This window comes from Gemmatimonas sp., assembly GCF_046594945.1.
GTDB lineage: Bacteria > Gemmatimonadota > Gemmatimonadetes > Gemmatimonadales > Gemmatimonadaceae > Gemmatimonas.
Map to the genome: position 1 here is coordinate 1 of NZ_JBKJRB010000040.1, position 22343 is coordinate 22343.

15 protein-coding genes are annotated in these 22343 nt (G+C 64.9%); 7 read left to right on the forward strand and 8 right to left on the reverse strand.

Going from position 1 to position 22343, the window contains the following annotated elements; all coding sequences use genetic code 11:
• The coding region (locus tag ACLL97_RS04650) for a transposase zinc-binding domain-containing protein (RefSeq protein ID WP_411279312.1) at nt 1–1292 on the reverse strand (1292 nt) is incomplete at its 3' end.
• A gap of 447 nt (nt 1293–1739) precedes the next feature.
• On the opposite strand from ACLL97_RS04650, the gene ACLL97_RS04655 reads away from it, so the two are divergent.
• A complete protein-coding gene (locus tag ACLL97_RS04655; RefSeq protein WP_411279313.1) occupies nt 1740–1871 on the forward strand; it encodes a hypothetical protein in 132 nt (43 codons plus the stop codon).
• A gap of 534 nt (nt 1872–2405) precedes the next feature.
• Here ACLL97_RS04655 and ACLL97_RS04660 read toward each other — a convergent pair.
• Nucleotides 2406–4217, reverse strand: coding sequence for an SWIM zinc finger domain-containing protein (locus ACLL97_RS04660; protein ID WP_411279314.1), 1812 nt, complete (start codon nt 4215–4217; stop codon nt 2406–2408).
• Nucleotides 4218–4498: 281 nt separating this feature from the next.
• Nucleotides 4499–4675, reverse strand: coding sequence for a hypothetical protein (locus ACLL97_RS04665; RefSeq protein ID WP_411279315.1), 177 nt, complete (start codon nt 4673–4675; stop codon nt 4499–4501).
• A 124-nt stretch (nt 4676–4799) separates the two neighbouring features.
• On the opposite strand from ACLL97_RS04665, the gene ACLL97_RS04670 reads away from it, so the two are divergent.
• On the forward strand, nt 4800–7913 hold the full coding sequence (locus ACLL97_RS04670; RefSeq protein ID WP_411279316.1) for a SusC/RagA family TonB-linked outer membrane protein: 3114 nt from the start codon (nt 4800–4802) through the stop codon (nt 7911–7913).
• 17 nt (nt 7914–7930) lie between these two features.
• Nucleotides 7931–9538: a hypothetical protein gene (locus ACLL97_RS04675; protein WP_411279317.1), complete on the forward strand. Its 1608-nt coding sequence runs from the start codon at nt 7931–7933 to the stop codon at nt 9536–9538.
• A gap of 159 nt (nt 9539–9697) precedes the next feature.
• On the opposite strand, the gene ACLL97_RS04680 is transcribed toward ACLL97_RS04675, so the two are convergent.
• The 4 genes from ACLL97_RS04680 to ACLL97_RS04695 all read right to left on the reverse strand — a co-directional run bounded on the left by ACLL97_RS04680 (nt 9698) and on the right by ACLL97_RS04695 (nt 13723).
• Nucleotides 9698–9859: a hypothetical protein gene (locus ACLL97_RS04680; protein ID WP_411279318.1), complete on the reverse strand. Its 162-nt coding sequence runs from the start codon at nt 9857–9859 to the stop codon at nt 9698–9700.
• A 4-nt stretch (nt 9860–9863) separates the two neighbouring features.
• Complete coding sequence (tkt, locus tag ACLL97_RS04685; protein ID WP_411279319.1) at nt 9864–11891, reverse strand: transketolase; 2028 nt, start codon at nt 11889–11891, stop codon at nt 9864–9866.
• Between the two features lie 96 nt (nt 11892–11987).
• Complete coding sequence (locus ACLL97_RS04690; protein WP_411279320.1) at nt 11988–12530, reverse strand: DinB family protein; 543 nt, start codon at nt 12528–12530, stop codon at nt 11988–11990.
• Nucleotides 12527–13723, reverse strand: coding sequence for an alanyl-tRNA editing protein (locus ACLL97_RS04695; RefSeq protein ID WP_411279321.1), 1197 nt, complete (start codon nt 13721–13723; stop codon nt 12527–12529). The genes ACLL97_RS04690 and ACLL97_RS04695 overlap by 4 nt, the downstream gene beginning before the upstream one ends.
• 91 nt (nt 13724–13814) lie before the next feature.
• Here ACLL97_RS04695 and ACLL97_RS04700 point away from each other — a divergent pair, with 91 nt between their 5' ends.
• From ACLL97_RS04700 to ACLL97_RS04710, 3 genes are all read left to right on the forward strand, one after another.
• On the forward strand, nt 13815–16442 hold the full coding sequence (locus ACLL97_RS04700) for a S41 family peptidase (RefSeq protein ID WP_411279322.1): 2628 nt from the start codon (nt 13815–13817) through the stop codon (nt 16440–16442).
• Nucleotides 16443–16465: 23 nt separating this feature from the next.
• Nucleotides 16466–19027, forward strand: coding sequence for an ATP-dependent helicase HrpB (gene hrpB, locus ACLL97_RS04705; protein WP_411279323.1), 2562 nt, complete (start codon nt 16466–16468; stop codon nt 19025–19027).
• A gap of 606 nt (nt 19028–19633) precedes the next feature.
• On the forward strand, nt 19634–20140 hold the full coding sequence (locus ACLL97_RS04710) for a GxxExxY protein (protein WP_411279324.1): 507 nt from the start codon (nt 19634–19636) through the stop codon (nt 20138–20140).
• Here the strand turns inward: ACLL97_RS04710 and ACLL97_RS04715 are convergent.
• Nucleotides 20076–21248 (reverse strand): pyridoxal phosphate-dependent aminotransferase, encoded by a 1173-nt coding sequence (locus ACLL97_RS04715; RefSeq protein WP_411279325.1) that lies wholly within the window; start codon nt 21246–21248, stop codon nt 20076–20078. The genes ACLL97_RS04710 and ACLL97_RS04715 overlap by 65 nt on opposite strands.
• Before the next feature lie 95 nt (nt 21249–21343).
• Between ACLL97_RS04715 and ACLL97_RS04720 the strand changes: the two genes are divergently transcribed.
• Nucleotides 21344–22342 carry a lysylphosphatidylglycerol synthase transmembrane domain-containing protein gene (locus ACLL97_RS04720; RefSeq protein ID WP_411279326.1) on the forward strand — a complete coding sequence of 333 codons (999 nt, stop codon included), beginning with the start codon at nt 21344–21346 and terminating at the stop codon, nt 22340–22342.
• Nucleotide 22343: the final 1 nt, after the last annotated feature.

The following is a 22343-nucleotide window of genomic DNA, read 5'->3' on the forward strand; positions in this document are numbered from 1 at the left end:
TGCGGATCGGCCGCGAGCGCCTGCCGTGCGGCAGCGGCCGTTTGCATCAACACCGGGAGCAGCACACGCGCGTGGGTGCGCACAATCGCGCGCAACTCGGCGGGGAGCGTGAAGACCACATGGAAGTACGGCACCGGAAGGAGCTCCGTCTCCCGTGCGGTGAGCCAAGCGCGTGTACTGACGCCGTGACAGGAAGGGCAGCTGCGATGGCGACACGAGTGATACACGAAGTGCTCGTGGCCGCAGGCGTCACACGGCGTGACGTGTCCACCCATCGCGGCGGTCCGACACGCCGCGAGATCCTCGAGGACACGCCGGTGGCCCGCCGGCATCGTGGCGCCGAAGCGCGCCCCATACGCCGGCGCGAACTGTCGCACGGCCGCCGCGACGGTCATGGCTGCGCACCAGGCGCGTGACGACAACGCCGCCATCAGGGCATTCACCGTACGCTGCAGCACGTCGGTCACCTGCGGCGTGATGTGCGTGTAGATCGCCGTCGTCGCCGGGCTCTGATGTCCGAGCAGCTCTTGAATCGCCCGCAGATGCACGCCGCACGCCAAGAGATGCGTCGCAGACGAATGCCGCAGCGTATGAATGGACTCGTGCTTCGTGAGCGCACTCGCGCGCACCACGGCGGCGAAGGTCTTCTGCAGACTCGTCGCATGCAGCGCCCCCGTGGCCTCACGATTCGCAAACACCCACGGCCCGCGCGGGAGCCCACAGCGCGGTCGCGGCGCGGCCGTCCGCCAAGACACCCGCAGCAACTCGAGCGTCCGCTGTGGCAGCGGCACATAGCGATCCCGTCCGCCTTTCCCGGCGCGCGCGTGCACGACCATGCGCGCACTGTCGATATCACTGGTCAGGCGCTGGCAGCCTTCGGAGAGCCGAAGCCCGCACGAGTAGATCACGGTGAGGGCCATGCGGGCGCGCGGATCTTGTACCGATGCCAGCAACGTCCGCACTTCACCGGTCGACAGCACGACGGGCAAGACGTGCCGCTTCGCCGGTCGCACGAGATCAAAGACCGGCCACGCACGGTGCAACGTGACTTCGTACAAAAAGCGAATCCCGCTGCGGTACACGATCAGCGTGCTCCGCGAGACCTGGCGCGTCGTGACCAGCGCGAGGAAGAACGCCCTCAGCTCGTCTTCGGTGAGCGTGTCCAGCGTGTCGGGTAATCGCGCGAAATGCGTCGCCACGCGGACGACCGCGCCATGGTACGCCTGCTGCGTTTTCAGCGCGAATCCGCGCAACCGCATGTCGTCGCCCATCCGGTCGGTGAGCGTCTGCATCAGAACCTCCGTCTGCGGGAAAGAAGGACCTGCTCCCGCGACGTGACCGTCGCCCGCCGCACCGCAAAAGGACGGTCCCCCAAGGGGAACCGTCCTCAACAGCAACTACCGCGCAGCGGTTGAGTTCAACGCGCATTGCGGAGATACCGCCACGGCGCATAACGACGCCGCACGCGACATCCGTCCTACCCCGAATACTCTTCACGTAGCGACTGGCAACGCCTTGCGTGTCCGGACACCTGCCTCGGAGCCGGAGATGGCGCGGACGGCCGCATGGCTTCCTGCAGGGACACGCCTGACCGATCACCGCAGCATGGGCGTGTTGTCGCGCGATTCCCGTTGGAGACCGTGGTACAGGTGCCGTTCGATGCAGAGCGGTTGAGCCAGCGCGCGAGCGACCTGCCGGCGCACGTGATGATCTACACTACGCGCTCGCGCTCGCCTTGCATGCGGAGGTCACCACGCGTGTCGGTGCTGCGCGGTCTGCTCGAAGGCGTGCGCTGGCTCGGGGAGCCTGGCACCATCACCGCGCCGGCGGGACCGTCGGGGATCTCGCAGGCGCGGTCGTACCGTCCCTGACCCGCGACATGCTCTGCCTGGCGGATCGTGGCGGTGTTGGCTTCGATGCCGTGGCACCAGGCAGCGGCGACCTGGGCCGCGCTGGGTCCCCGGCCGCACGCACTCGACCCGGATACCCTCTCGTTTACCCCCGCGCGTCGCGCACCCGTCGCACGCCGCCGCATCTGGCTGCGCTCTCCCTCAGGACTTGGCGCGCCGACACCAGCGCTCCTGCACGAGCTCCGCGCGGAGCACGTCCGCTTCAGCTGCGGGCACATCGTGCCCTGTCGGGGCAAACACCCGAGAAGGAGCTACCCGCGCCGCCCCCGACGAAGACACCCAACTCGCCACGCCGCCGACCGCGTCTAGAGCCTTAAATGACGAGTATCGTGGCTACTTGCCACCGGCGGAGTTTGAAGCGCAGTATCACCTTTGCCATTCTGAGTTCGCCGAGCTGGTACTCAATGGTCCGCGCAGCTCGGCCTTGAGGAGAGGCGCGTTCACCGGGGCCGCTCATTGACGGCGGCAGCCGGCAGCCGGCCACCGACACACCGGTCAGAACCGCGCCGCGTCCAGCAGTTTCATGAAATTTCGCTTGGGCTTGTGGCGCACACGTACCGCCTCAAGGTAGGCTCGGAAACTGCCGTTGCTCGCCGACAGCGGCACCGCGCGCTTCATCACGCGCGCAATGACCTTGAGTTGTTTCACGGTGTCCTGGTACGCTTGGCTGTTTTTCTGCGCCAGCGTACGTTCTACCGAGGCCTGATACACCCGCACGGCATCCGCCGGGTGCGACGTTTCACGTAGCTCTGCCAGTCGCATCAGCATGTCATCGCGGCAACCGGAGGCCTCTGCTACCTGCCATGCCTCTTCTACATTTTCTTCCCACAGAAGAATCTCAATCAACAGGGTTCCGTCGCGCGGCAATGGCGCGTATCCCCGCGCCACGGCGCCGCTCCGCACACTGACATGCTTCCGCACTGCGGCAATTGCCCGGACCCGGAATGTGGACCACACGCCGGCGGCGTGTGCCACGGCATGGAGTGCGACATAATGCTCAAGACAGAGATGGTCGGTGAAATTGTGCCAGAGGAGCGCCAATGCCTCGTCGGCGCGCCCGTGCTGTTGATACTCTGCGGCCAGAAAGCTGCGAAGCCGGCGATCTGTCCGGTCAGGAAACGCGGCCATGCCTCGCTCGGCCCACATGATAGCGTCGCTGTGACGCTTGGCGCCGTGGTACAACTCCGCAATGCATAGGTAGCTGTACGCGTGCGACAGGTCGCGCGCTCTTATATCGGCAATGGCATCGATGTCTCCGGCTTGCGTTGCCAGCGCCTCCATGATGGCCGTGATCCGAGACCGATTGCCGGCAAAGCTCCGGTCATGGTGCCCGGCGTGCAGGGCGGGAGTCTTCGCCCACGCGGCGTCCGCCAAGGCGCGGTACACGCTCGACCCTTTCTTGCCAAACACGCGGGCATAGCGCGTGTGAGCACCAGAAAAAATGTCACACTCGCTCCGCATCTCCCATGCAAACAGACGTCGTGCCAGCGCTTCAGGATCCGGACGCGCTCGAATGCAGGCGGCCAGGTGCATGCGCTGCAGTCGTTCGAGAACCTCGCTGCCACCGCCATCGGAATCGTCAACGTGTTGGATGGCGCGCTCCATTAACTCCAGCGCATGTTCGACCAGTTCAATGACGGCATCGGGGTGTGCGATCGTGATCTCGGCGATCGCTGCGAGGACCTCTTCGATCTGTGAGAAATAGCCGCTGGCTTCTCGGTAGTGCACGTACTCGCCGGTTTCCATGGCCGCCGTTAGCGTGCGTCGCCAAGCATTGATGTTCACGCCGCCGGCAACAGACTTGGTGGTGCTGAGCAACAACTGCTGGTGCAATTGCTCGTCCTGCATCGCCCGCGTGATCAGCAAATTCACCAACGCGTCCAGTGGCAGGCTGGACAGATGCGCACGAATGTCCTTCATGGTTAACGGCCGGCCTGCGACCTTCTTGACCGCCGCGCGCTTACGGGGCGCACCGGCGCCTGTTGTGGCCGTCTCGCTCCCGTCGCCGATCGCTGAACGCTCCAGCCACGTCAGCCCCAGGGCTACGCAATGTTTGCAGCAGCTGCCGTCATCGCCCACTGGGCACGTGCACTCCCATGTCACGCGCGATCCGGCGAATCGCAAACCGGTGCGATAGCGCATGGTGCCATGCACCGTGGCAGAAATATGGCCGTCGTTGTCGGCAATATCGCCCACCCGACCATCGGCCGCGTAGCGCTGGCCGCGTTTGTAGGACTGGTCGTCGGCGAGTGCGCGCAGCTGCGGGCGGCTGAACGGCGCTTTAAACGAGCGGCGGGCTGGAGTCATGATGGCGTGGGTACGTGCAAGGTGAGCCAAGGCACACTGTCGGCGCGCCCACTCCGGTGGTCCATCACGGGCCTGTACCGGAATCAATGGGCTGCAAGCAGTGCACTGGACACTCCGCACGGTGCCGCGTTTGCGCAAGCACTCGCGCGTGTTGGTCGGAACTGATCACACAAAGCAAAAGAGAAAAGGAGAAAAGGAGAGAAGGAGAACACGTACCTCTGTGTTCTCCTTCTCTCTTTTTCTCTCTGTGATCAGTTCAGTGATACCGCCAATTCGGCGAATCACCCGCCGTAGTGCTTCCCAATCTTCCGCCCGTAATACCCGCCGACCGCGGTCAGCACGATGCTCCCCACGAACGCGGTGAATATGCCGAATGGTTCGCCGTCGGCCCAGCCCGCGTCAGCACGACGAGAAGCGATTTCGTCGAACGTCTCGGCGGCCGTCTTCGTATACTGCATAGTGCGTCCCGTTCGCACCGCACGGTGGCTGGCACTGTCGCACACGCGATGCAGCCTGCCGCTGAGCCTATGTCAGCAAGATTTCTTTGGAGGAAAGATGGTCCCTCGCTTCGTCGCGCCGCTCATGCTCGCGGCTTCACTGGTGCTCGGCCTCGCCGGCACTTCGGCCCTCCACGCGCAGGACACGGCTCCTGGCCGCGTCGTGGGTGTGGTATCCGACACTGCTTCCGGGCAGCCGCTCCAATCGGTGCAACTCTTCCTCTCGCGCGGGACCACGCGCCTCGAGGCGCGCACGAATCCTGATGGTCGCTTCACGTTTCCGACCGTACCGGCCGGTACGTATGGCCTCGAGGCGATCCGGCTCGGCTATCGCCGCATCGTGCGCGTCGGCATTGTGGTGACGGCAGGTGGCACGCTCACGTACGACGTGAAGATGAATGCGGCCGCGCTCAATCTGCAGGCGATGGTGACCACCGGCGTTGTGGACCCCACCGCGGGCACTCGCGTGCCGTTCTCCGTGGGTCGCGTGAGCGCAGAAGACGCGCCGGTGCCCGCGACGAACGCCCTTGAGACGATTCAGGGCAAGATCGCCGGCGTGAGTGTGATCCCGACCGGACAGGCCGGTAGCGGGACGAACATTCAGCTGCGGACGCCGACCTCGATCAGCAAGAGCACGTCACCACTGGTGGTGGTTGACGGTGTCATCCAGTCCGCATCGTTCGACGCGGCGAGCGCCGATCTCCAGTCAATGGACATCGAGAGCATCGAAGTCGTGAAGGGCGCGGCCGCGGCCTCACTGTACGGATCCCGCGCCGGGTCCGGTGTGATCCAGATTCGGACGCGCCGCGGTATCGGCCTGGCCGAAGGCACCACGAAGTTCACGCTGCGCACCGAATACGGCAACAACGAACTCGGTCGCAAGGTGAATTGGGCGCAGCAGCACTCGTTCCTGTCAAATGAGCAGGGCGACTTTCTGAACGTAGCGGGCCAGGTGGTTCCCCGCGAGCTGCGCGTGCCGGATCCCATTTACGCGCGCTTTCAGGACAACCCCTTCAAGGCGGGGACGTTCTACGATCAGGTGGATCGCTTCTTCAATCCAGGCGACTTCACGCGCAACTCGTTGAACATTGCGCAGAACGGTGGCAAGACCAACTGGTTCTTCTCGTACGTGAATCAGAAGGAAGACGGTGTAGTCCTCAATAGCGGCCGATACGATCAGAACGACTTCCGACTGAATCTCGATCATCGTCCGCGCAGTGATCTCAGCATTGGCGTTAGTGCGTACCATAGCCGCTCAACGCGCCTGAACCTGTACGACGATACGTTTTTCGACCTCATCAATCAGGCACCTGATGTAGACCTGCGTCAGCCTGATCCGGACGGCACGCCGTTCATCTTTCAGCCCGACTTCGAAGGACGCGAAGAGAACCCGCTGTACGTGCTGTCCACCGAAACCCGCAATCGGAATCGCGCCCGCACGCAGGGTGCCATGGAAGCGCGCTACGCGCCGCGGTCGTGGCTCACCGTGGACGGCAACCTCTCCTACGATCGCTCCGATCGCTCCACCGACTTCTTCCTCGATCAGGGTGTGAAGACGGAGGGCTTCGGCAATGGCGGCCCGGGTGAGATCTCGCGGTTCAATGGCGTGACCAACGCCTTGAACGCGTCGCTCTCCGCCAACCTGCTCAAGCGCGTTGGCAGCGTCACGCTGCGCAGCACGGTGCGCGGCCTGATGGAGCGCGAGACGAACGACCTCGTGAATGCGAGTGGCCAGATCTTCTCGACGCCAGGCGTGAACAGCCTGAATAACGCGACCGTCCGCTTCGTCAATTCGACGAGCGAGACGATCCGGACCAACTCGTTTTTCGTGAGTGCCGCCGCGGACTATCGCGGGAAGCTCATCGTAGACGGTCTCGCGCGCATGGACGGCAGTTCGCTATTCGGTCCCGAGGAGCAGGAGAACTGGTACTATCGCGGTTCCGCCGCGTACCGCCTTTCCGAAGAGACGTGGTTCCCGCTCAAGAACGTCTTCAACGAGTTCAAGCTGCGCGCGTCGCAGGGTACGGCCGGTGGCCGCCCCGACTTCAACGACCAGTACGAGACCTTCAACTTCATCGAAGGCGGCGGCCTGGTGAAGCAGAACCTCGGCAACAAGTTCCTGAAGCCCGAGTACTCGAAGGAGACCGAAATCGGCATCGACGCCATCGTGAAGAATCGCTACTCGATTCAGCTCTCGTATGCGCGGCAGGTGACCTCCGAGCAGCTCTTGCTGATTCCGTTGGCCGGCTACTTCGGCTACGCGAACCAGTGGCAGAACGCCGGCACCGTGACGGGCAATACGCTCGAAGGTACCATCGAAGCGCAGATCGTGCGCAAGCCGAATTTCACGTGGCGGGCCGGCCTCGTGGCCGATCGGTCGCGCAACAAGATCACGGAGTTCAATCGCCCCTGCTTCACCACCAACACGGTGGGTTTCCGGTGTGCGGGTGAGACGCTCGGCAACATGTACGGCTTCCGCTTTATCGGTGACGCCTCCGAGCTGCCGGCCGGCGCGCAGTCACGCGCGAGCGAATTCGCGCGCAACGACGAAGGCCTGCTCGTGTATGTCGGTGCCGGCAACGCGTACACCGATGGCGAGACCAAGCGCCTGTGGGGCACGCCGGCAGTGACGATCGGCAGCCAGTCATACCAGTGGGGAATGCCGGTCCGCGCCATCGACTCGACAGGCAACGCGGCCGTCACGCGTATCGGCGACGGCAATCCGGACTTGCGGTTCGGCGTGTCGAACACGATCGGCTGGCGCGGCGTGCAGTTGTTCATGTTGTGGGACGCCCAAGTTGGCGGCGACGTGTACAACCAGACCAATCAGCGCATGTACCAGTACCAGCGCAGTCGCGACGTGGACCAGGCGGGTAAGGCGCAAGAGCTCAAGAAGCCTATCGAGTACTATGTCTCGCTGTACGCCGCCAACGATCCCACGAGCTACTTCGTGGAAGACGCGAGCTTCGTGAAGCTGCGTGAGGTGTCGCTCAAGTACCGTCTGCCGAGCAGCTTCTCACGGGCCCTAGCACGTCTCGGCGCTGAACAGGCGTCGGTCTCGCTCATTGGTCGCAACCTGGTCACGCTCACCAGCTATAAGGGGTACGACCCCGAAGTCGGCAGTGTGCTCAGCCGCCTCGACAGCTTCTCGTATCCGCGCTATCGCACGGTCACGGGCAGCTTCGAAATCACCTTCTGATCGGCGAGCCTCAACTCATGAATTCGACTCTCAAGAAGATCGCTCTGCCGATTGGCCTCACCCTCCTCGCGGCGTCCTGTCAGGACCTCGATGTGGTGAACCCAAACCGGCCCGATGCCGAGCGCGCCACGGCGCAGCCGGTGACCACGGAATCCTTCGTTGCCACGTCGTTCCGCACGTGGTGGCCTGTTGCGGGCCACGATGACTATCCGTCGTGGGCGTTCAGCACGATGGCGCGCGAGATGACGTCCGGCTTCGCGGACTTCGGACAACTCGAGCTCTCTGCCGAGCCGCGTCAGTCGTGGAATAACAGTCCGGTGAACGCGCGTCGGCTGGTAAACGAGCAGCCGTGGTTTCAGTTGTACCGCACCATCTCCGCCGCGAACGACGTGGTGGGTGCTATCGATCGCGGACTGGTCATCGGGGATGCGCCGCGCACGGCACGGGCGAAGGCGATGGGCAAGTTCATGCAGGGTATCTCGTACGGCTATCTCGGTCTGTATTTCGACAAGGCCGCGTTGGTTGACGAGACCACCAAGCTGGATACGCTCACTGGTGTGGCGCCGACGTTCAGCGACTACAAGGTGGTCACGACCTTTGGCATCACGCAGCTCGACGTTGCGATCGCGACGGCGAACGCGCAACCCACGATGACGTTCCCGGTGGACGGGTGGCTGTATCAGGCGCTCACCAAGGACCAGTTCGTGCGACTCGCGAACGCGTTCGCCGCACGGCTGCTGGTGTACTCGGCCCGCACGCGTGAAGAGCGTGCCGCGGTGAACTGGGCGGAAGTGATTCGGCGCGTGGATGCGGGCATTCAGACGGACTTCGCTCCGTCGGCACAGCCCGATGTCTTCTTCGACGACTGGAAGCGTCTGCTGGCGCGCCTGCGCACGGCGGGACGTCCGTCGGACTTCGGCCGTCCGAGCTACTGGCTCGTGGGCCCGTCTGATTCGACGAACGGTTGGCGTAGCTGGGTGGCCACGCCAAACGACAGCCGGCAGCCGTTCCGCATCACCACGAAGGACCGCCGCATTCAGGGTCCGACGGGACCGACATCGGTAGGCAAGTACATGGGCTACAACCTGAACAACATCTTTCAGGCCGCCCGTGGGACGTACCGTTTCTCGCACTACTACTACAAGCGCAACGGTGTCGACCTCACGTACCAGTCCGGTCCGCAGGTCGCGATGACGGTGACGGAGATGGACCTGCTCAAGGCCGAGGCGCTCATTCGACTGGGTCGTGCGGCCGAAGCGGTGCCGCTGATCAACAAGTCGCGCATTGCGAGCGGCGAGTTGCCGGCTGTCACGATCGATGGTCCGCCGAACGAAGCCGGCTGTGTGCCGCGCAAGGAAAATGGCGACTGTGGCAGCTTGTGGGACGCCCTCCGCTACGAGAAGGGCATCGAAGGCGCTGGTGTGAGCGGTGTAGTGGCGTTTTTCGACGCCCGCGGCTGGCGCACGCTTCCGGAAGGCACGCCGATTCACTTCCCGATTCCGGGTCGTGAGTTGCAGACACTCCGATTACCGCTGTACACGTTCGGTGGCCCGGGCGGTTTGGCGAGTGCGCCGGCGCGTGATCCGGAGCGTTGCCCGGTCGCGTTGGCGCGGTGTGCGCCGTAAGGCGTGTGTGCCGTAAGGCGTGTGTGCCGTAGGCGGACGCCGCTGAACTGATCACACAGAGCAAAAGAGAAAAGGAGAACACAGAGGTACGTGTTCTCCTTTTCTCTTTTGCTCTTTTGCTCTGTGTGATCAGTTCAGCAGTGCCGCCAATGCAACGCCTCACCCGCCGTAGTGCTTCCCAATCTTCCGCCCGTAATACCCACCGACGGCGGTAAGCACGATGCTCACCACGAACGCGGTGAACATGCCGAACGGTTCGCCGCCGGCCCAGCCCGCGTAGCCACCGATCGTGGCGCCGATGAAGGCCAGCAAGCGTGTCACGAGATTATGCGCCGAGCAGCTGCGTGACAGTCGCTGTTACGTTGTCGGCGCTGATGCCGTACTTCTCGTACAGCGTGGGCGCCGGCGCACTGGCGCCAAAGGTGGAGATGCCGACAATCGCGCCCGTGTCGCCAACCCACTGGTACCACGACATCGGGTGCGCCGCTTCTACCGCCACGCGGGGCACACCGGCGGGCAGGACACTCGCGCGATACGACGCGTCTTGCTTGGCGAACAGTTCGAGGCTGGGACAGCTCACCACGCGCGCGTTCACACCCAGCGCGGACAGCTGCTCACGCGCCGCCAACGCGATTTCGACTTCCGAGCCGCTCGCCATCAGCACCACGTTCGGCACGCCATTCGTGTCGGCCACCACATAGGCCCCACGCGGCACGCCGGCACGTGCCCGAGCAGGCTGGCCAAAGTATGACAGCTTCTGACGTGAGAGCACGATCGCCGATGGGCCGGTGCGATGGGCGATCGCTACGCGCCACGCTTCACTCACTTCATCGGCATCGGCCGGACGCAGCACCATCAAGTTCGGAATGCAACGTAGCGCCGTGAGATGTTCAATGGGCTGGTGTGTGGGGCCATCTTCGCCGAGTCCGATGGAATCGTGCGTGAACACGTAGATCGCCTGCACGCCCATCAGGGCGGCCAGGCGAATGGCCGGACGCATGTAATCGCTGAACACGAGGAACGTGCCGCCGTACGGGATGATGCCGCCGTGCAGACCCATGCCGTTCATGATCGCGCCCATCGCGTGCTCGCGAATGCCGAAATGGAAGTTGCGACCGGCCGCTGCCGTGGGCGCGTAGTACGTCGCGCCCTTCACGTTGGTGAGGTTCGAGCCCGTGAGGTCGGCGCTGCCGCCAATCAACTCGGGCGCCGCCGCGGCGATGGCGTTGATGACGACACCACTCGCGGCGCGGCTGGCCACGTTGCCGCTCTTCGTATCAAACGCAGGGAACGCGGTGTCGAGCGCGTCGGTCAACCGACCGTCGTTGCGACGTAGCAGCTCGGCGGCGAGCTCGGGGTGCGCGGCCTGATACGCCGCCCACTTGGTTGTCCACTCCCGGTGCGACGCGGCACGCGTCGCGACACGCTCGGTCCAATGGGCGCGTGCCGCATCGGGCACGAAGAACGGCTCCGTACTCGGCCAGCCGTACGCGGCCTTGGTGAGCACGATCTCAGCGGCGCCCAACGGTTCACCGTGCGCCTTGGCGGTGTCCTGCTTGTGGGGCGAACCGAAACCGATGTGCGTTTTCGTGATGATCATCGTGGGACGCTGCGTGTCGGCCTTCGCGGCGGCGATGGCGGCGTCAATCGCCGCGAGATCGTTCACGTCATGCACCTGCAACACCTGCCAGCCGTACGCCGCGAAGCGCTGCTCGGCGTTGTCGCTGCACGAGAGATCGGTGCTGCCGTCGATCGTGATGCCGTTGTCGTCGAAGAAGCCGATCAGCTTGCCGAGCTTGAAGTGACCAGCATAGCTGGCCGCTTCGTGTGAGATGCCTTCCATGAGGCAGCCGTCGCCCGCCACGAAGTACGTGTAGTGATCGACGATATCATGACCGGGGCGGTTGAACGTGGCCGCGAGATGCGATTCGGCAATGGCGAAACCGACGGCGTTGGCGACGCCCTGGCCAAGCGGACCGGTGGTCGTTTCGATACCCGGCGTGTGGTGGACTTCGGGATGACCCGGCGTGAGGCTCTGCCACTGACGAAAGCGCTTGATCTCGGACAGCGGGAGGTCGTAGCCCGCCATGTGCAACGTGCCGTACAACAGCATAGATGCATGGCCCACCGACAGCACGAAGCGGTCGCGGTCGGCCCACAACGGTGCTGTTGGGTCGTGGCGCAGATGCCGCGTGTACAGCGCGTAGGCTAGCGGCGCGAGCGCCATTGGTGTGCCCGGGTGTCCGGACTCGGCGGCCTGCACCGCATCCATGGCGAGGGTGCGGATCGTATCGATCGCGAGACGCTCGGTCTCGGTTACGGCAGCAGCGGCGGGCAAATCGGACACGGACATGGCTCCGGAATTTCGGTCAAGTGAGGCGCTCCAGTGGAGTGGGCGCCACAGACCCGAAATCTAGCCGATTCCGGGGGCCGAAATCGGCCGGCGCAATCAGCGCACCAGATACCGTTCGCGGGTGAGATCGAGGTGGTGTGCGAAGTGTCCGGCCATCATCCAAGCCAACGCCCGCGCAGAGATTGGATGTCCGCTGGCGACACCGACTTGGCTCCACGCCTGGTCGTCGAGCGACTTCACCAGCGACAGCGTCGCGGCACGCACGGTCTGGATTTCGGTCAGAATGTCGTCAAGTGGACGGCCGGCGGTACGACTTTCCGGCACCCAGGCATCCTGATCGAACCCCGGGAGCGGCGTCATGTCGCCACGGGCAATGCGCATGAGGCGGTACGCGAACACCCGCTCGGTGTCGGACACGTGCACCAGCGACTCGCCCAGCGTCCACTTCCCCGGACCATAGGAATACTCGACCAGCGCGGGGTCGACGGCGTCGAGCAGCTCAACCAGGGTTATCGGCTGCGTCACCAGCAACGACCAGATATGATCTGTGCCCATCGCGGCGAGGGCGTTGGCCGTGGCGTCGATGTACGTGGAGGCGAACGGAGCGTGTTCCGTGGGCGCGGGTCGCGTGAGCTTCATGCGGAGGACTCCGGTGTGGTTGCGAGAAAACCAAGGGACTCGAGTACGACCTTCACCTGCGACGGATCAGGGACGGCGCCCTGCGCGAGGCGCGGCGAGCCACCACCACGACCACCAACTGCTTGCAGGGCAGTACGGAGTCGCTGTCCCGCGTCGATCCCCGTGTCTTCCGCGGTGGCCATTAGCACGCCACCAGTGACTCCATTGGATATCAACACCGCGCAGAACCCGAGGGCCACCAGTTGCTGCGCAAGTGGTTCAGATTCCTTCACCGCGCCGGTGGTGGACGCGACGATGCGTCGCACGCCGTCGCTGCCAGGGATGCACGCCGTCCACATCGCCGCCGCCTGATAGCGAGCCAGTTCGCCGGCCAGTCGTTTCCGCTCACGTTCGCCATCGGCGAGTCGTTGCAACTGCTGTTCCACAAGTCCCGGCAGATCGTGCGGTGCGGCCGACAGCGTGCGTGCCGACGTGCTGAGCAGCACGGCGTCGAGCCGCGCCCGGGATACGGCGCGATGGCCGCACACGAACTCGATGCGCGTGTTGCCCTTCGCCTTTTCGGCGCGACGCAGCAGCATCGCGCCGATCTCGCCGGTGAAGTCGACGTGCGTACCGCCGCAGGCACTGCGGTCGATGCCCTCGATCGTTACGATACGCAACTCGCCGTCGCGGTCGCTCGGCTTGCGGAGGTCCGAGGCCACGGCCGCGTCTTCGAAGGACACGCTGACGCGACGATTCTGCACGATCAGGGCATTGACGCGACGCTCGATAGTGGCGAGCAGCGTGGGGTCAAAGTCATCGCAGGCAACATCGACGGTGTTGGTGTCATCACCGAAGTGTACGCTCACCGTGGGCCAGCCGAATTCGTCGGTGAGTATGGCCGACAGGAGGTGTTGGCCGGTGTGCTGCTGCCGGTGGTCGAAGCGACGCGTGGTGTCGATTTGTCCCACCAGCATCGAGCCCACGGGGACGCCGATCGGGTCGACGAGGCAATGCACGATGCGCTCCTCATCGTCGATCACGTCGACCACCGCGATATCGCCCAAGATGCCCAGATCGTGCGGTTGCCCTCCCGAGGTGGGATAGAACGCGGTGCGGTCGAGGACCACGCGTTGTCCGTCGTGGGTGATCTCAAGCACGACGGCGGTAAAGCGGTCGAGGCGCGCATCGGTGTAATACAGGCGGTCGGTCATGCGGCGGCAGGTCCGTCGAGGGAAGCATCGTGCAACAAGAAGAGGCGTCGATGGTATCTTGCGCAATATGCTGATTCCGCCAACTCCCCGGATGTTCGGGCGTGTCGCCGCGACCGCGTCGCTGGCGATCCTCGCCGCGACGAGTACCGGCTGCAGCAGCAGCTTCTTCAAGGTGACGCCGGATTCAGGTATCGGGGCGCCGGTGGGCGGGGACACGCCACCGGCAACGCCCAAGACGGCACCGGAGGCGAAGGGACCGGTAGCGAAAGCAGCGCCGGCGAAGGGACCAGGGCTCACCAACGTGACAAGGGCCACCAAACCGGCACGGGGCGCGGCGACAACGCCGGCCGCAGTGGTGTCAGCTCCGGCGGTACCGGCGGTGGCCGACACGCAGCTCCCGGAGCCAGACCCCGCTCCCTCTGATTCTGCGGGCGTGGCCCGGCTGCATCAACTGATGCACGTGTGGCATCTGGTGTCCCTGTACCATCCCGCCGTGATCGAACGCGGCGCCCCGTGGGATTCGGCGTTCATCCGCGCGGCGACCGTCGTGCGCTCCGCGAACGACGCACAGCAGCTGGCTGCGGCGTATCGCCGCATGCTGTCGGTGCTGCAGGACCCGCTTACGCGCGTCGAGCTTGCAGGCGACGCTGGCGCCACGGGCACGGCGGAAAACGCGGCGATCGGCTACGTCATCGGCAGCGAGCGCACGCGTGACAGCGTGTTGATCGTGCGTGTGCCGTTGGGTGCTGCGCAACGCCGACTGTGGAGCGATAGTGCCGCCGCCGCGCTCAATCGGTTGCTGGCCGCTGCACCCAGACGTGTCGTGCTCGACGTGCGTGGCTCGCGGGACCGGCAAGACACGAACATTGGCCGCATCGACCGCATCGATGACGACCGAATAGATGCGGTCGTCGATCGGTTCGCGAGCAATGCGGGACTGGCGATGCAATTGAACAGCACGCTCACGGTAGCAAGTTCGGAACGGACACGCCGAGTTGGTGGCGCGCGCTATGCCGACGGGCAGTGGCAACCCGATGACGCATGGACGATGCGCACCGGACGCCCGGTGTTCGCCGGGGCGTCGTCGCCACGGCGCGTGATGGTGCTCGCGAATCGCGCCACGGTGCTTCCGCGCGCGCTGTTGTCACTGATCGCGAGTAGACGAGTCACGTTGCTTGCTGAAGAGGGTGTAGACGACACGCCGTTGGTCTCGAGCGTGGTGCTGCCGATGGGCGATCGCGTCGCGGTGCGCATTCGTACAGGTGAGCTGGTGCATGCCGACGGCAGTACCGGGCTTATCGCCGACTCCGTACTGCCACGTGCGGCTCAGCCGCTGGACAGCGCGCCGGTGTTACGCGCGGCGCTGTCGCTGCTGCGCACGAATGGCGCCGAGCGCGGTGGCGACCGCGCGTCGCGTACACCCGAGCGCCGTCTGCCAGCGGAGTTGCCGAGTTACTACGGTCGCGATCCGTATCCATTCATGGGCGCCCGACTGTTGGCTGCGGCGCAACTCTGGAGCGCTATTCGTGTGCGTCACGCACATCGCGACCTGTACGATGAGGATCTGGACGCGTTGCTTGAGCGCACGATTCCGAAGCTCGAGGCGGCGCGCGCGGCCACCGAGTACGCGGCAGCGCTGATGCCACTGGTCTCGGCACTCGACGACACGCCGTCGCATCTACAAGGCGCGTCGGCCGATTCCGTTCGCGGCATAGCGTCTGTTCCATTTCGCGTACGTTGGATCGAGGACCGCGCCATTATCACCGACGTGGTGCGCGACTCCGTCACGAAGGCCCTTGGCATCGAGACCGGCATGGAGGTCACGGCTGCCGATGGCTTTCCGATGCCGGCGTGGATCATTGACCATCGTACGGCGGTATCCGCGCCCAATCCGTGGTCTCGCCTTCGTGCACTTATGCCGCAGGTGGCACGTGGCCCGACTGGCGGCGCGTTGTTTCGTCTGCGCGATCTGACCAATCGCGAGCGGCAGTTGAACATTCCGCGCCGCACGGCGTACATGGCGCCGCTGGTGTTGCCAGAGCGGCCGAACATGAGTGTCGTGCGTACGTTCCCTAGCGACATCGTCTACCTCGATGTCGAGCGTCTGGCGCCTGATTCGATCGCGGCGATCCTCGCGCGCACGCGCGGTGCACGCGCCTGGCTGCTCGATCTGCGCGGTACGCTCGGCTCGGGCCATGCTGCCGCCATACTCGCGGCCGTGCGCAGCCTGCCCGAAGCGGTCACGGCGCGTGAAGTGCGGCGCTACGAGAGCGAGCCTTGTGCCATGACAACGCTTCGTGAGGCGCGACAATTGTGTTCGCAAACGCGTGAGACCCGTTCGCGGGTGAGTCGCGGGGACACGACCGGGCACTATGCCGGTCGAATTGTGGCCTTAATCGATGAACGGACCGACGGCAACATGGAGCGTTTGGCGCTCGCGCTCGATGCCGTAGCACGCGTGACGTTCATCGGCTCGTCCAGCGCGGGAGCTCCGGGCGAGGTGATGAACATTACGCTGCCGGGGCTGCTGCAGGTCGCGCTTCCCATCGTGGAGCTGCGCCGGTCAGATGACGGTCAGCTGCAGCGCGTGGGGATCACGCCAAGCGTGGAGGTGCGTCTTACGGTGCGCGGCGTTCGTAGCGGCTTCGATGATGTGATCGAGCGCGCGCAGCAGTGGCTGGTGCAGCAACTGGATCCATCGGCGCGTCGTCGCCGATGATCCGCGGTCGATAGCGCGTCGCCGTGCGTGACACCACGACACTCCCCATCGACGAGATCATCCCGTCGTTGCGCGCGGCGCTGGCGGCGCGCACGGTTGCGGTGCTCGAAGCGCCGCCAGGTGCCGGTAAGACCACGCGCGTGCCGATCGCGCTGGTGCACGAGCCATGGCTGGCGGGGGCGAAACTGGTGATGCTGGAGCCGCGGCGGCTCGCGGCCCGCGCGGCAGCAACGTACATGGCGTCGATCCTTGGCGAAGACGTGGGGCAGACGGTGGGCTATCGCGTGCGCGGTGAGACGCGCATCTCCAAGCGCACGAGAATTGAAGTCGTGACCGAGGGCGTGCTGGCGCGCATGCTGAGCAGCGATGCCGCACTCGAGGAGGTCGGTTTGGTGATCTTCGACGAGTTTCACGAACGGTCGCTGCACGCCGATCTGGGGTTGGCGCTGGTGCTCGAAACGCAGCGGCATCTGCGCGAGGAGCTGCGCGTCTTGGTGATGTCGGCGACGCTGGATGGTGTGGCGGTGTCGGCGCTGCTGGCCGACGAGGCCGGGCCAGCGCCGGTGTTGCGCAGCGAAGGCCGCCTGTTTCCCATCGAGACGCACTATCGTGCGCCGCGCCGAGACGAGCGGGTGGAGGCCACCACGGCACGCGTGATCCGCGAAGCACTCGAGGCCACGGCCGGTGATGTGCTGGTGTTCTTGCCGGGCGCCGGCGAACAGCGTCGTGTGGCGGAGCGTCTCACTGGCGACACAATGTCCGGTGTGCGGTTGCATACGCTCCATGGCAGCATGCCGCTGGGCGAACAGGATGCCGCCTTGGCGCCCGCGCCTCCTGGCACGAGAAAGGTGGTGCTGAGTACGAGTGTGGCCGAAACGAGTCTTACAGTGGCCGGCGTGCGTGTGGTGGTGGATTGCGGGTGGTCGCGCGTGCCGCGCTACGATGCCTCGGCGGGTCTGACACGACTCCACACAGTACGCGTGAGCCGTGCGTCGGCCGATCAGCGTCGCGGACGCGCCGGTCGCACGGCGCCCGGTGTGAGCTATCGGTTGTGGGATCAACATGAGGATCACATGCTGCTCCCCAGTACGCGTCCGGAAATCGTGGACGCCGATCTGTCGTCGCTGGCGCTCGAACTCGCCGACGCGGGGATCAGCGATCCGACCGCGTTGCGCTGGCTGGATCTGCCGCGGGCGGGTGCGTTTGCGCAGGCGCGCGCGTTGCTGGCGCAGCTTGGCGCGCTCGATGAAGCCGGTCGCATCACGTTGCACGGTCGTCGCATGGCGGCCTTGCCATCGCAGCCGCGATTGGCGCATCTGGCGCTTACGGCGGCCGAACGCAACGCCTTGCCGTTGGGGGCGGCGATCGCCGCGCTGCTGGAAGAGCGCGATATCGTACGCTACGACGGGTTGCCACCGCAATCGGACATGCGTCTGCGCACGGAACTGTTGCGGCGCGACGGGGCGCATGGGGCGCATGGGGCAGTGGGCGTGGCGGTGGATCGCGATGGCGTGCGCCGTGTGCGGCAAACGGCCGACGATCTCGCGCGTCGCGCCGCGGACGGTGGACACGGTGGCGCCCCTGTGCGCGCCTCCTGGGACGATGCCGATACGGGTTCGCTGCTGGCGCTGGCCTATCCCGATCGTGTCGCGCAGCGGCGCAGTGGTGCGGAGCCGCGCTACCTTTTGCGCAACGGGAGCGGGGCAGTTTTGGCGAAGCACGATGCGCTGCACGATGCACCGTATCTGGCGATCGCCGACCTCGAGGGCACGTCGCCCGAAGCGCGGATTATGCGGGCGGCGCCGATCACGCTCGAGGAGCTGCGTGAGGACTTCGGTGAGCAGTTCGTACGCGTGCGACTGGTGGAGTGGGATGAGCGCACGAAGGCGGTTCGCGCGCGCAAGCGCACGTTGTTGGGCGCGATCGTCATCGACGACGTGGTGTGGACCGACGCCGATGCCGCGGTCGTGCTGCACACGGTGCTGGACGCGATCCGTGCCCAGTTGCAGCGCAGCGGCATCGAGGCGCTACCTTTCTCGCCGACCGCTAAGCGATTGCAGGAGCGGATGGCGTTTATGCACGCGCACGACGCGAGCTGGCCGGATGTATCGGTCCCGGCGCTGTCGGCCTCGCTCGAGGACTGGGCAGGGCCATATTTGGACGGCGTGCGGACGTGGGCGCAGCTGGCATCGGTCGACTGGCTTGAGGCGCTGCAATCGCTGATGCCGTGGGCGCAGCGGTCGGCGCTGGAGCGCTTGGCGCCCACGCATGTCGAGGTGCCGAGTGGGTCGCGGATCGCGCTGGACTACAGCGACGCGATGGCGCCGGTGTTGGCAGTGAAGCTGCAGGAGGTATTCGGCTGGACGAGCACGCCCATGGTGATGGACGGCCGCGTGTCGCTCACCCTGCAGCTGTTGTCGCCGGCGCAGCGACCGGTGCAGGTCACCCGCGATCTCGCCGGATTCTGGCGCAGCTCGTACTTCGAGGTACGGAAGGAACTGCGCGGGCGCTATCCACGGCATCCTTGGCCGGAGGATCCGCTGACCGCGGAAGCGACCAAACGAGCAAAGCCGAGAGGGACGTGACCGACTGTTCGCATTTCCGAGACGAACAGCAAAAAGTGAGGGTTTGCCGCGGGTCGGCACCAATGATCGCTGATCAACAGCCACCAACAAATATTGGAGATAAAATCGAGCAGGCGAGGGCATTAGCGCTCGCGATCATCGGTGCATGGTTCGTGAAATCCGCGGCCGGGCTGTTCCACGACGACCAATGTACAATGGCCTTGCCGAGGATCGGCACCAATGATCGCTGATCAACGACAACCAACAATGCTTGCATGTGAAAGTATGCAGGCGAGGGCATTGGCTCGCGCGATCATCGGTGCATGGTTCGTGAAATCCGCGGCCGGGCTGTTCCACGACGACCAATGTACAATGGTCTTGCCGCGGATTGGCACCAATGATCGCTGATCAACGACAACCAGCAATGCTTGCATGTGAAAGTATGCAGGCGAGGGCACTGGCGCTCGCGATCATCCGTGCGTGGTTCGTGTAATCCGTGGTAGAGCTGTTTTCCAGCCACAAGCTCAACGTTCCGTCACGCGTGCAAGTGATCATGGCGGCGTAGAAATGGTGCGTACGCTCCGGTTTTGGTTCACCAAGTTGAACGGAACTCAACCCGGAGAACTCATGAGCGGATCGCAGAGTGGGACGCTGCTGCACCACGAACTCAGCAAGCAGATCATAGGCGCATTCTACGAGGTGTATAACCTCCTCGTGCGCGGACTATTGGAGGGGTGTTATCAGAACGCATTGTACATCGAACTGTGCGAGCGTGGGCTGCCGGTCGAACGGGAAGTGCCGTTCGACGTGCGCTACAAGGGGAGGGTCATCGGCGAGTATCGCGTCGATCTTCTTGTCGAGCGCAAGGTGATCGTAGAATGCAAGACGGCCGACACGCTCAAAGGTTATGACGAATCACAGCTGCTTCACTATCCAAGGGCGACCGGCACCGAGCTCGGGATGCTGATGTATTTCGGGTCTAAGCCGCTGTTCCGGAGGTTCGTGCACACCAACGGTCCGGCGGCTCCCCCCGAGGTGGACGAGGGGGACACCGCCAACTCCGGCCGTCTTACGCCAACGCCCCGGGAATCAGCTGGACAAACTGCTTCATTTCGTCCGGCGTTCCGATGCTGATGCGGCACCAATCGCCGTATGGCTGAAATGCCCGTCCCACGCGGTAGCCGCTGGCGAGGAAGTGCTTCTGCAGCTGCTCGACTGGGCGTCCGGCGTGGAAGAACACGAAGTTCGTCTGCGACGGCGCGATGCGCCGGCCGGCCTTGGTCAGCGCCGCGGTGAGCACGGCGCGGCCTTCCCGGTTCTTGGCCTTCACGAACTCCTGGTACTCCGTGTCCTCTACCGACGCCAGGGCCGCCCGCATGCCGAACGTGTTCGGGTTGCCGGTCGAGAACTGCGCCATCTTCTTGATGACGTCCGGATGCGCGATCGCGAATCCGATGCGGAGTCCGGCGAGGGAGTGAATCTTGGACGCCGTCCGCGACACGATGATGTTGTGGCCGGCCGTCACGAGATCCGTCATCGACCGATAGCTCGGATCGTCCACGAAGTCGTGATACGCTTCGTCGACCACCACGAGGCATTTCTTCGCGGTGCTGATCACGAAGTCGCGCATCGTCAGTTGATTGTCGAGCACTGCCGTTGGATTGTTCGGGTTGCACACGAACACCAGCTTCGTGTTGGCGCCGATCTTCGCGTTCATCGCGGCGAAGTCATGATGCAGGTCCGCGTTGAGCGGCACCTTGTGCACGGTGACACCCATCGACGTGGCGTAATCCGGGAGCTGCTCGAACGTGGGCCACGGCAGCACCATGTCACCACCGTGCATCCCCGTGGCCAAGGCGGCCAGTGAAAGCACTTCGCTCGACCCTTGGGTGACCAACACCTGCTCGGGCTTCACCCCCACGTGCGTCGCATACGCCTCCGTGAGCTCCTTCATGACCGGCGGATCGTAGTGCGGATGCTCGCCCCACCCACTCATGATGGCGTCTTTGGCCTTGGGCGACATGCCGAACGGATTCTCGTTGAAGCAGAGACGAATCGGGCCGGCGGCGCGACGCTGCGTCGTGATATCGCGTTCGAGCTGATTGAGGACCTCGCCGTATGACGCACCGCCGAGTGCGCGCGAGGCTTCGAGCGCGGGCAGGAGTCCGGGGAGCGCCACGCTGGCCCCGACACCGATACCGGTCTTGATGAGCCATTGACGACGGGACACGGTGTCGGACATACGAACCTCGCGTGGTGCTGGTGGTTGAAGCGTGCGGCGCGGCGCGGGTCGCTCGCGACGTGGGGTTACGATACGGCGTGAACTATGTTTCCGCGATGTCCGCTGTCCGATGGCTCGTTACTTCCCTGTCGTTCGCCGCCATGCTGGGGGTGTCGGCATGGGTGGTTTCCTCGCGTTGGCCGGCGGGCGGCATGCCCTGGCTGGCCTGGCCGGTGCACGCGGCGGCGCTGGCTACCGTGACGGCCGAAATTGTCACGCGGGCGCTCAAGATCCAGGTGTCGGCGCGCGCCTGTGGAATCCCGCTGCGATTCGGCACCGCCGTGCGGGTCTGTCTGGCCGGTGACTTCGCCGCCGCCATTACGCCGGCCCGCGCAGGGGCGGAGCCCTCGCGCTTTCTGGTGCTGGCTGAAAGTGGAACCGGCGCCGCCGCGCGTGTGCTGATCCTGTTCCTCGAGCTGTTTCTTGAGATGTGGTCGCTGGTGCTGGTCTGCAGCGTGCTGGCTGTGCTGTTCGTTGGGCGCGGGGCGTCTGTTGCGGGGCTCCTCGGTCTGGTTGGCGGCTACAGCAGCTTCGTGCTCGGGGTCGGTGCGGCCGGACTGGTGCTTTCGAAACGGAATGCCCACGGGCCGCCGCCGGCGTGGGCGCGTCGCGTGGGATTGCACGCCGGACGGTGGCGCGCGGTACAGCGTACGTTGCGAGCGCTCCGAGGATCGGTGCAGTCGCTGCGTCGCGCCAAGCCGGGTCTGATGCTGCTGGCCTTCGCGGGCTCGGTGCTGCACGTGCTGTTCAAAGTCGCCACCCTGCCGATCCTGGTGTTCCTGGGCGATCCGTCGTTCCCGCTCACAATGGACGCACTGGCACCTCTGATGCTCTGGCCGTTGGCGCTCTTTTACGGCGGGGTGGTGGTACCGGCACCCGGCGGCGGCGGTTTTGTCGAGGGTGCCTTTGCCGCCACGCTCAGTTCGGCGATCCCTGCCGGTATCTTTGCCGCATCGCTGCTCTGGTGGCGCTTTTACACCTTCTATCTCTATCTCCTCGTTGGCGGGGCGGCGGCGGGCGATGCAGCCCTGCGCGCCCTGCGGCGTCCGACTTGAC

Excerpts from the sequence above, each read along its gene's own strand:
- ACLL97_RS04655 (WP_411279313.1), top strand. The coding sequence starts at position 1,740 with ATGCGGAGGTCACCACGCGTGTCGGTGCTGCGCGGTCTGCTCGAAGGC.
- ACLL97_RS04660 (WP_411279314.1), bottom strand. The coding sequence starts at position 4,217 with ATGACTCCAGCCCGCCGCTCGTTTAAAGCGCCGTTCAGCCGCCCGCAG.
- ACLL97_RS04665 (WP_411279315.1), bottom strand. The coding sequence starts at position 4,675 with ATGCAGTATACGAAGACGGCCGCCGAGACGTTCGACGAAATCGCTTCT.
- ACLL97_RS04670 (WP_411279316.1), top strand. The coding sequence starts at position 4,800 with ATGCTCGCGGCTTCACTGGTGCTCGGCCTCGCCGGCACTTCGGCCCTC.
- ACLL97_RS04675 (WP_411279317.1), top strand. The coding sequence starts at position 7,931 with ATGAATTCGACTCTCAAGAAGATCGCTCTGCCGATTGGCCTCACCCTC.
- tkt (WP_411279319.1), bottom strand. The coding sequence starts at position 11,891 with ATGTCCGTGTCCGATTTGCCCGCCGCTGCTGCCGTAACCGAGACCGAG.
- ACLL97_RS04690 (WP_411279320.1), bottom strand. The coding sequence starts at position 12,530 with ATGAAGCTCACGCGACCCGCGCCCACGGAACACGCTCCGTTCGCCTCC.
- ACLL97_RS04695 (WP_411279321.1), bottom strand. The coding sequence starts at position 13,723 with ATGACCGACCGCCTGTATTACACCGATGCGCGCCTCGACCGCTTTACC.
- ACLL97_RS04700 (WP_411279322.1), top strand. The coding sequence starts at position 13,815 with ATGTTCGGGCGTGTCGCCGCGACCGCGTCGCTGGCGATCCTCGCCGCG.
- ACLL97_RS04710 (WP_411279324.1), top strand. The coding sequence starts at position 19,634 with ATGAGCGGATCGCAGAGTGGGACGCTGCTGCACCACGAACTCAGCAAG.
- ACLL97_RS04715 (WP_411279325.1), bottom strand. The coding sequence starts at position 21,248 with ATGTCCGACACCGTGTCCCGTCGTCAATGGCTCATCAAGACCGGTATC.
- ACLL97_RS04720 (WP_411279326.1), top strand. The coding sequence starts at position 21,344 with ATGTCCGCTGTCCGATGGCTCGTTACTTCCCTGTCGTTCGCCGCCATG.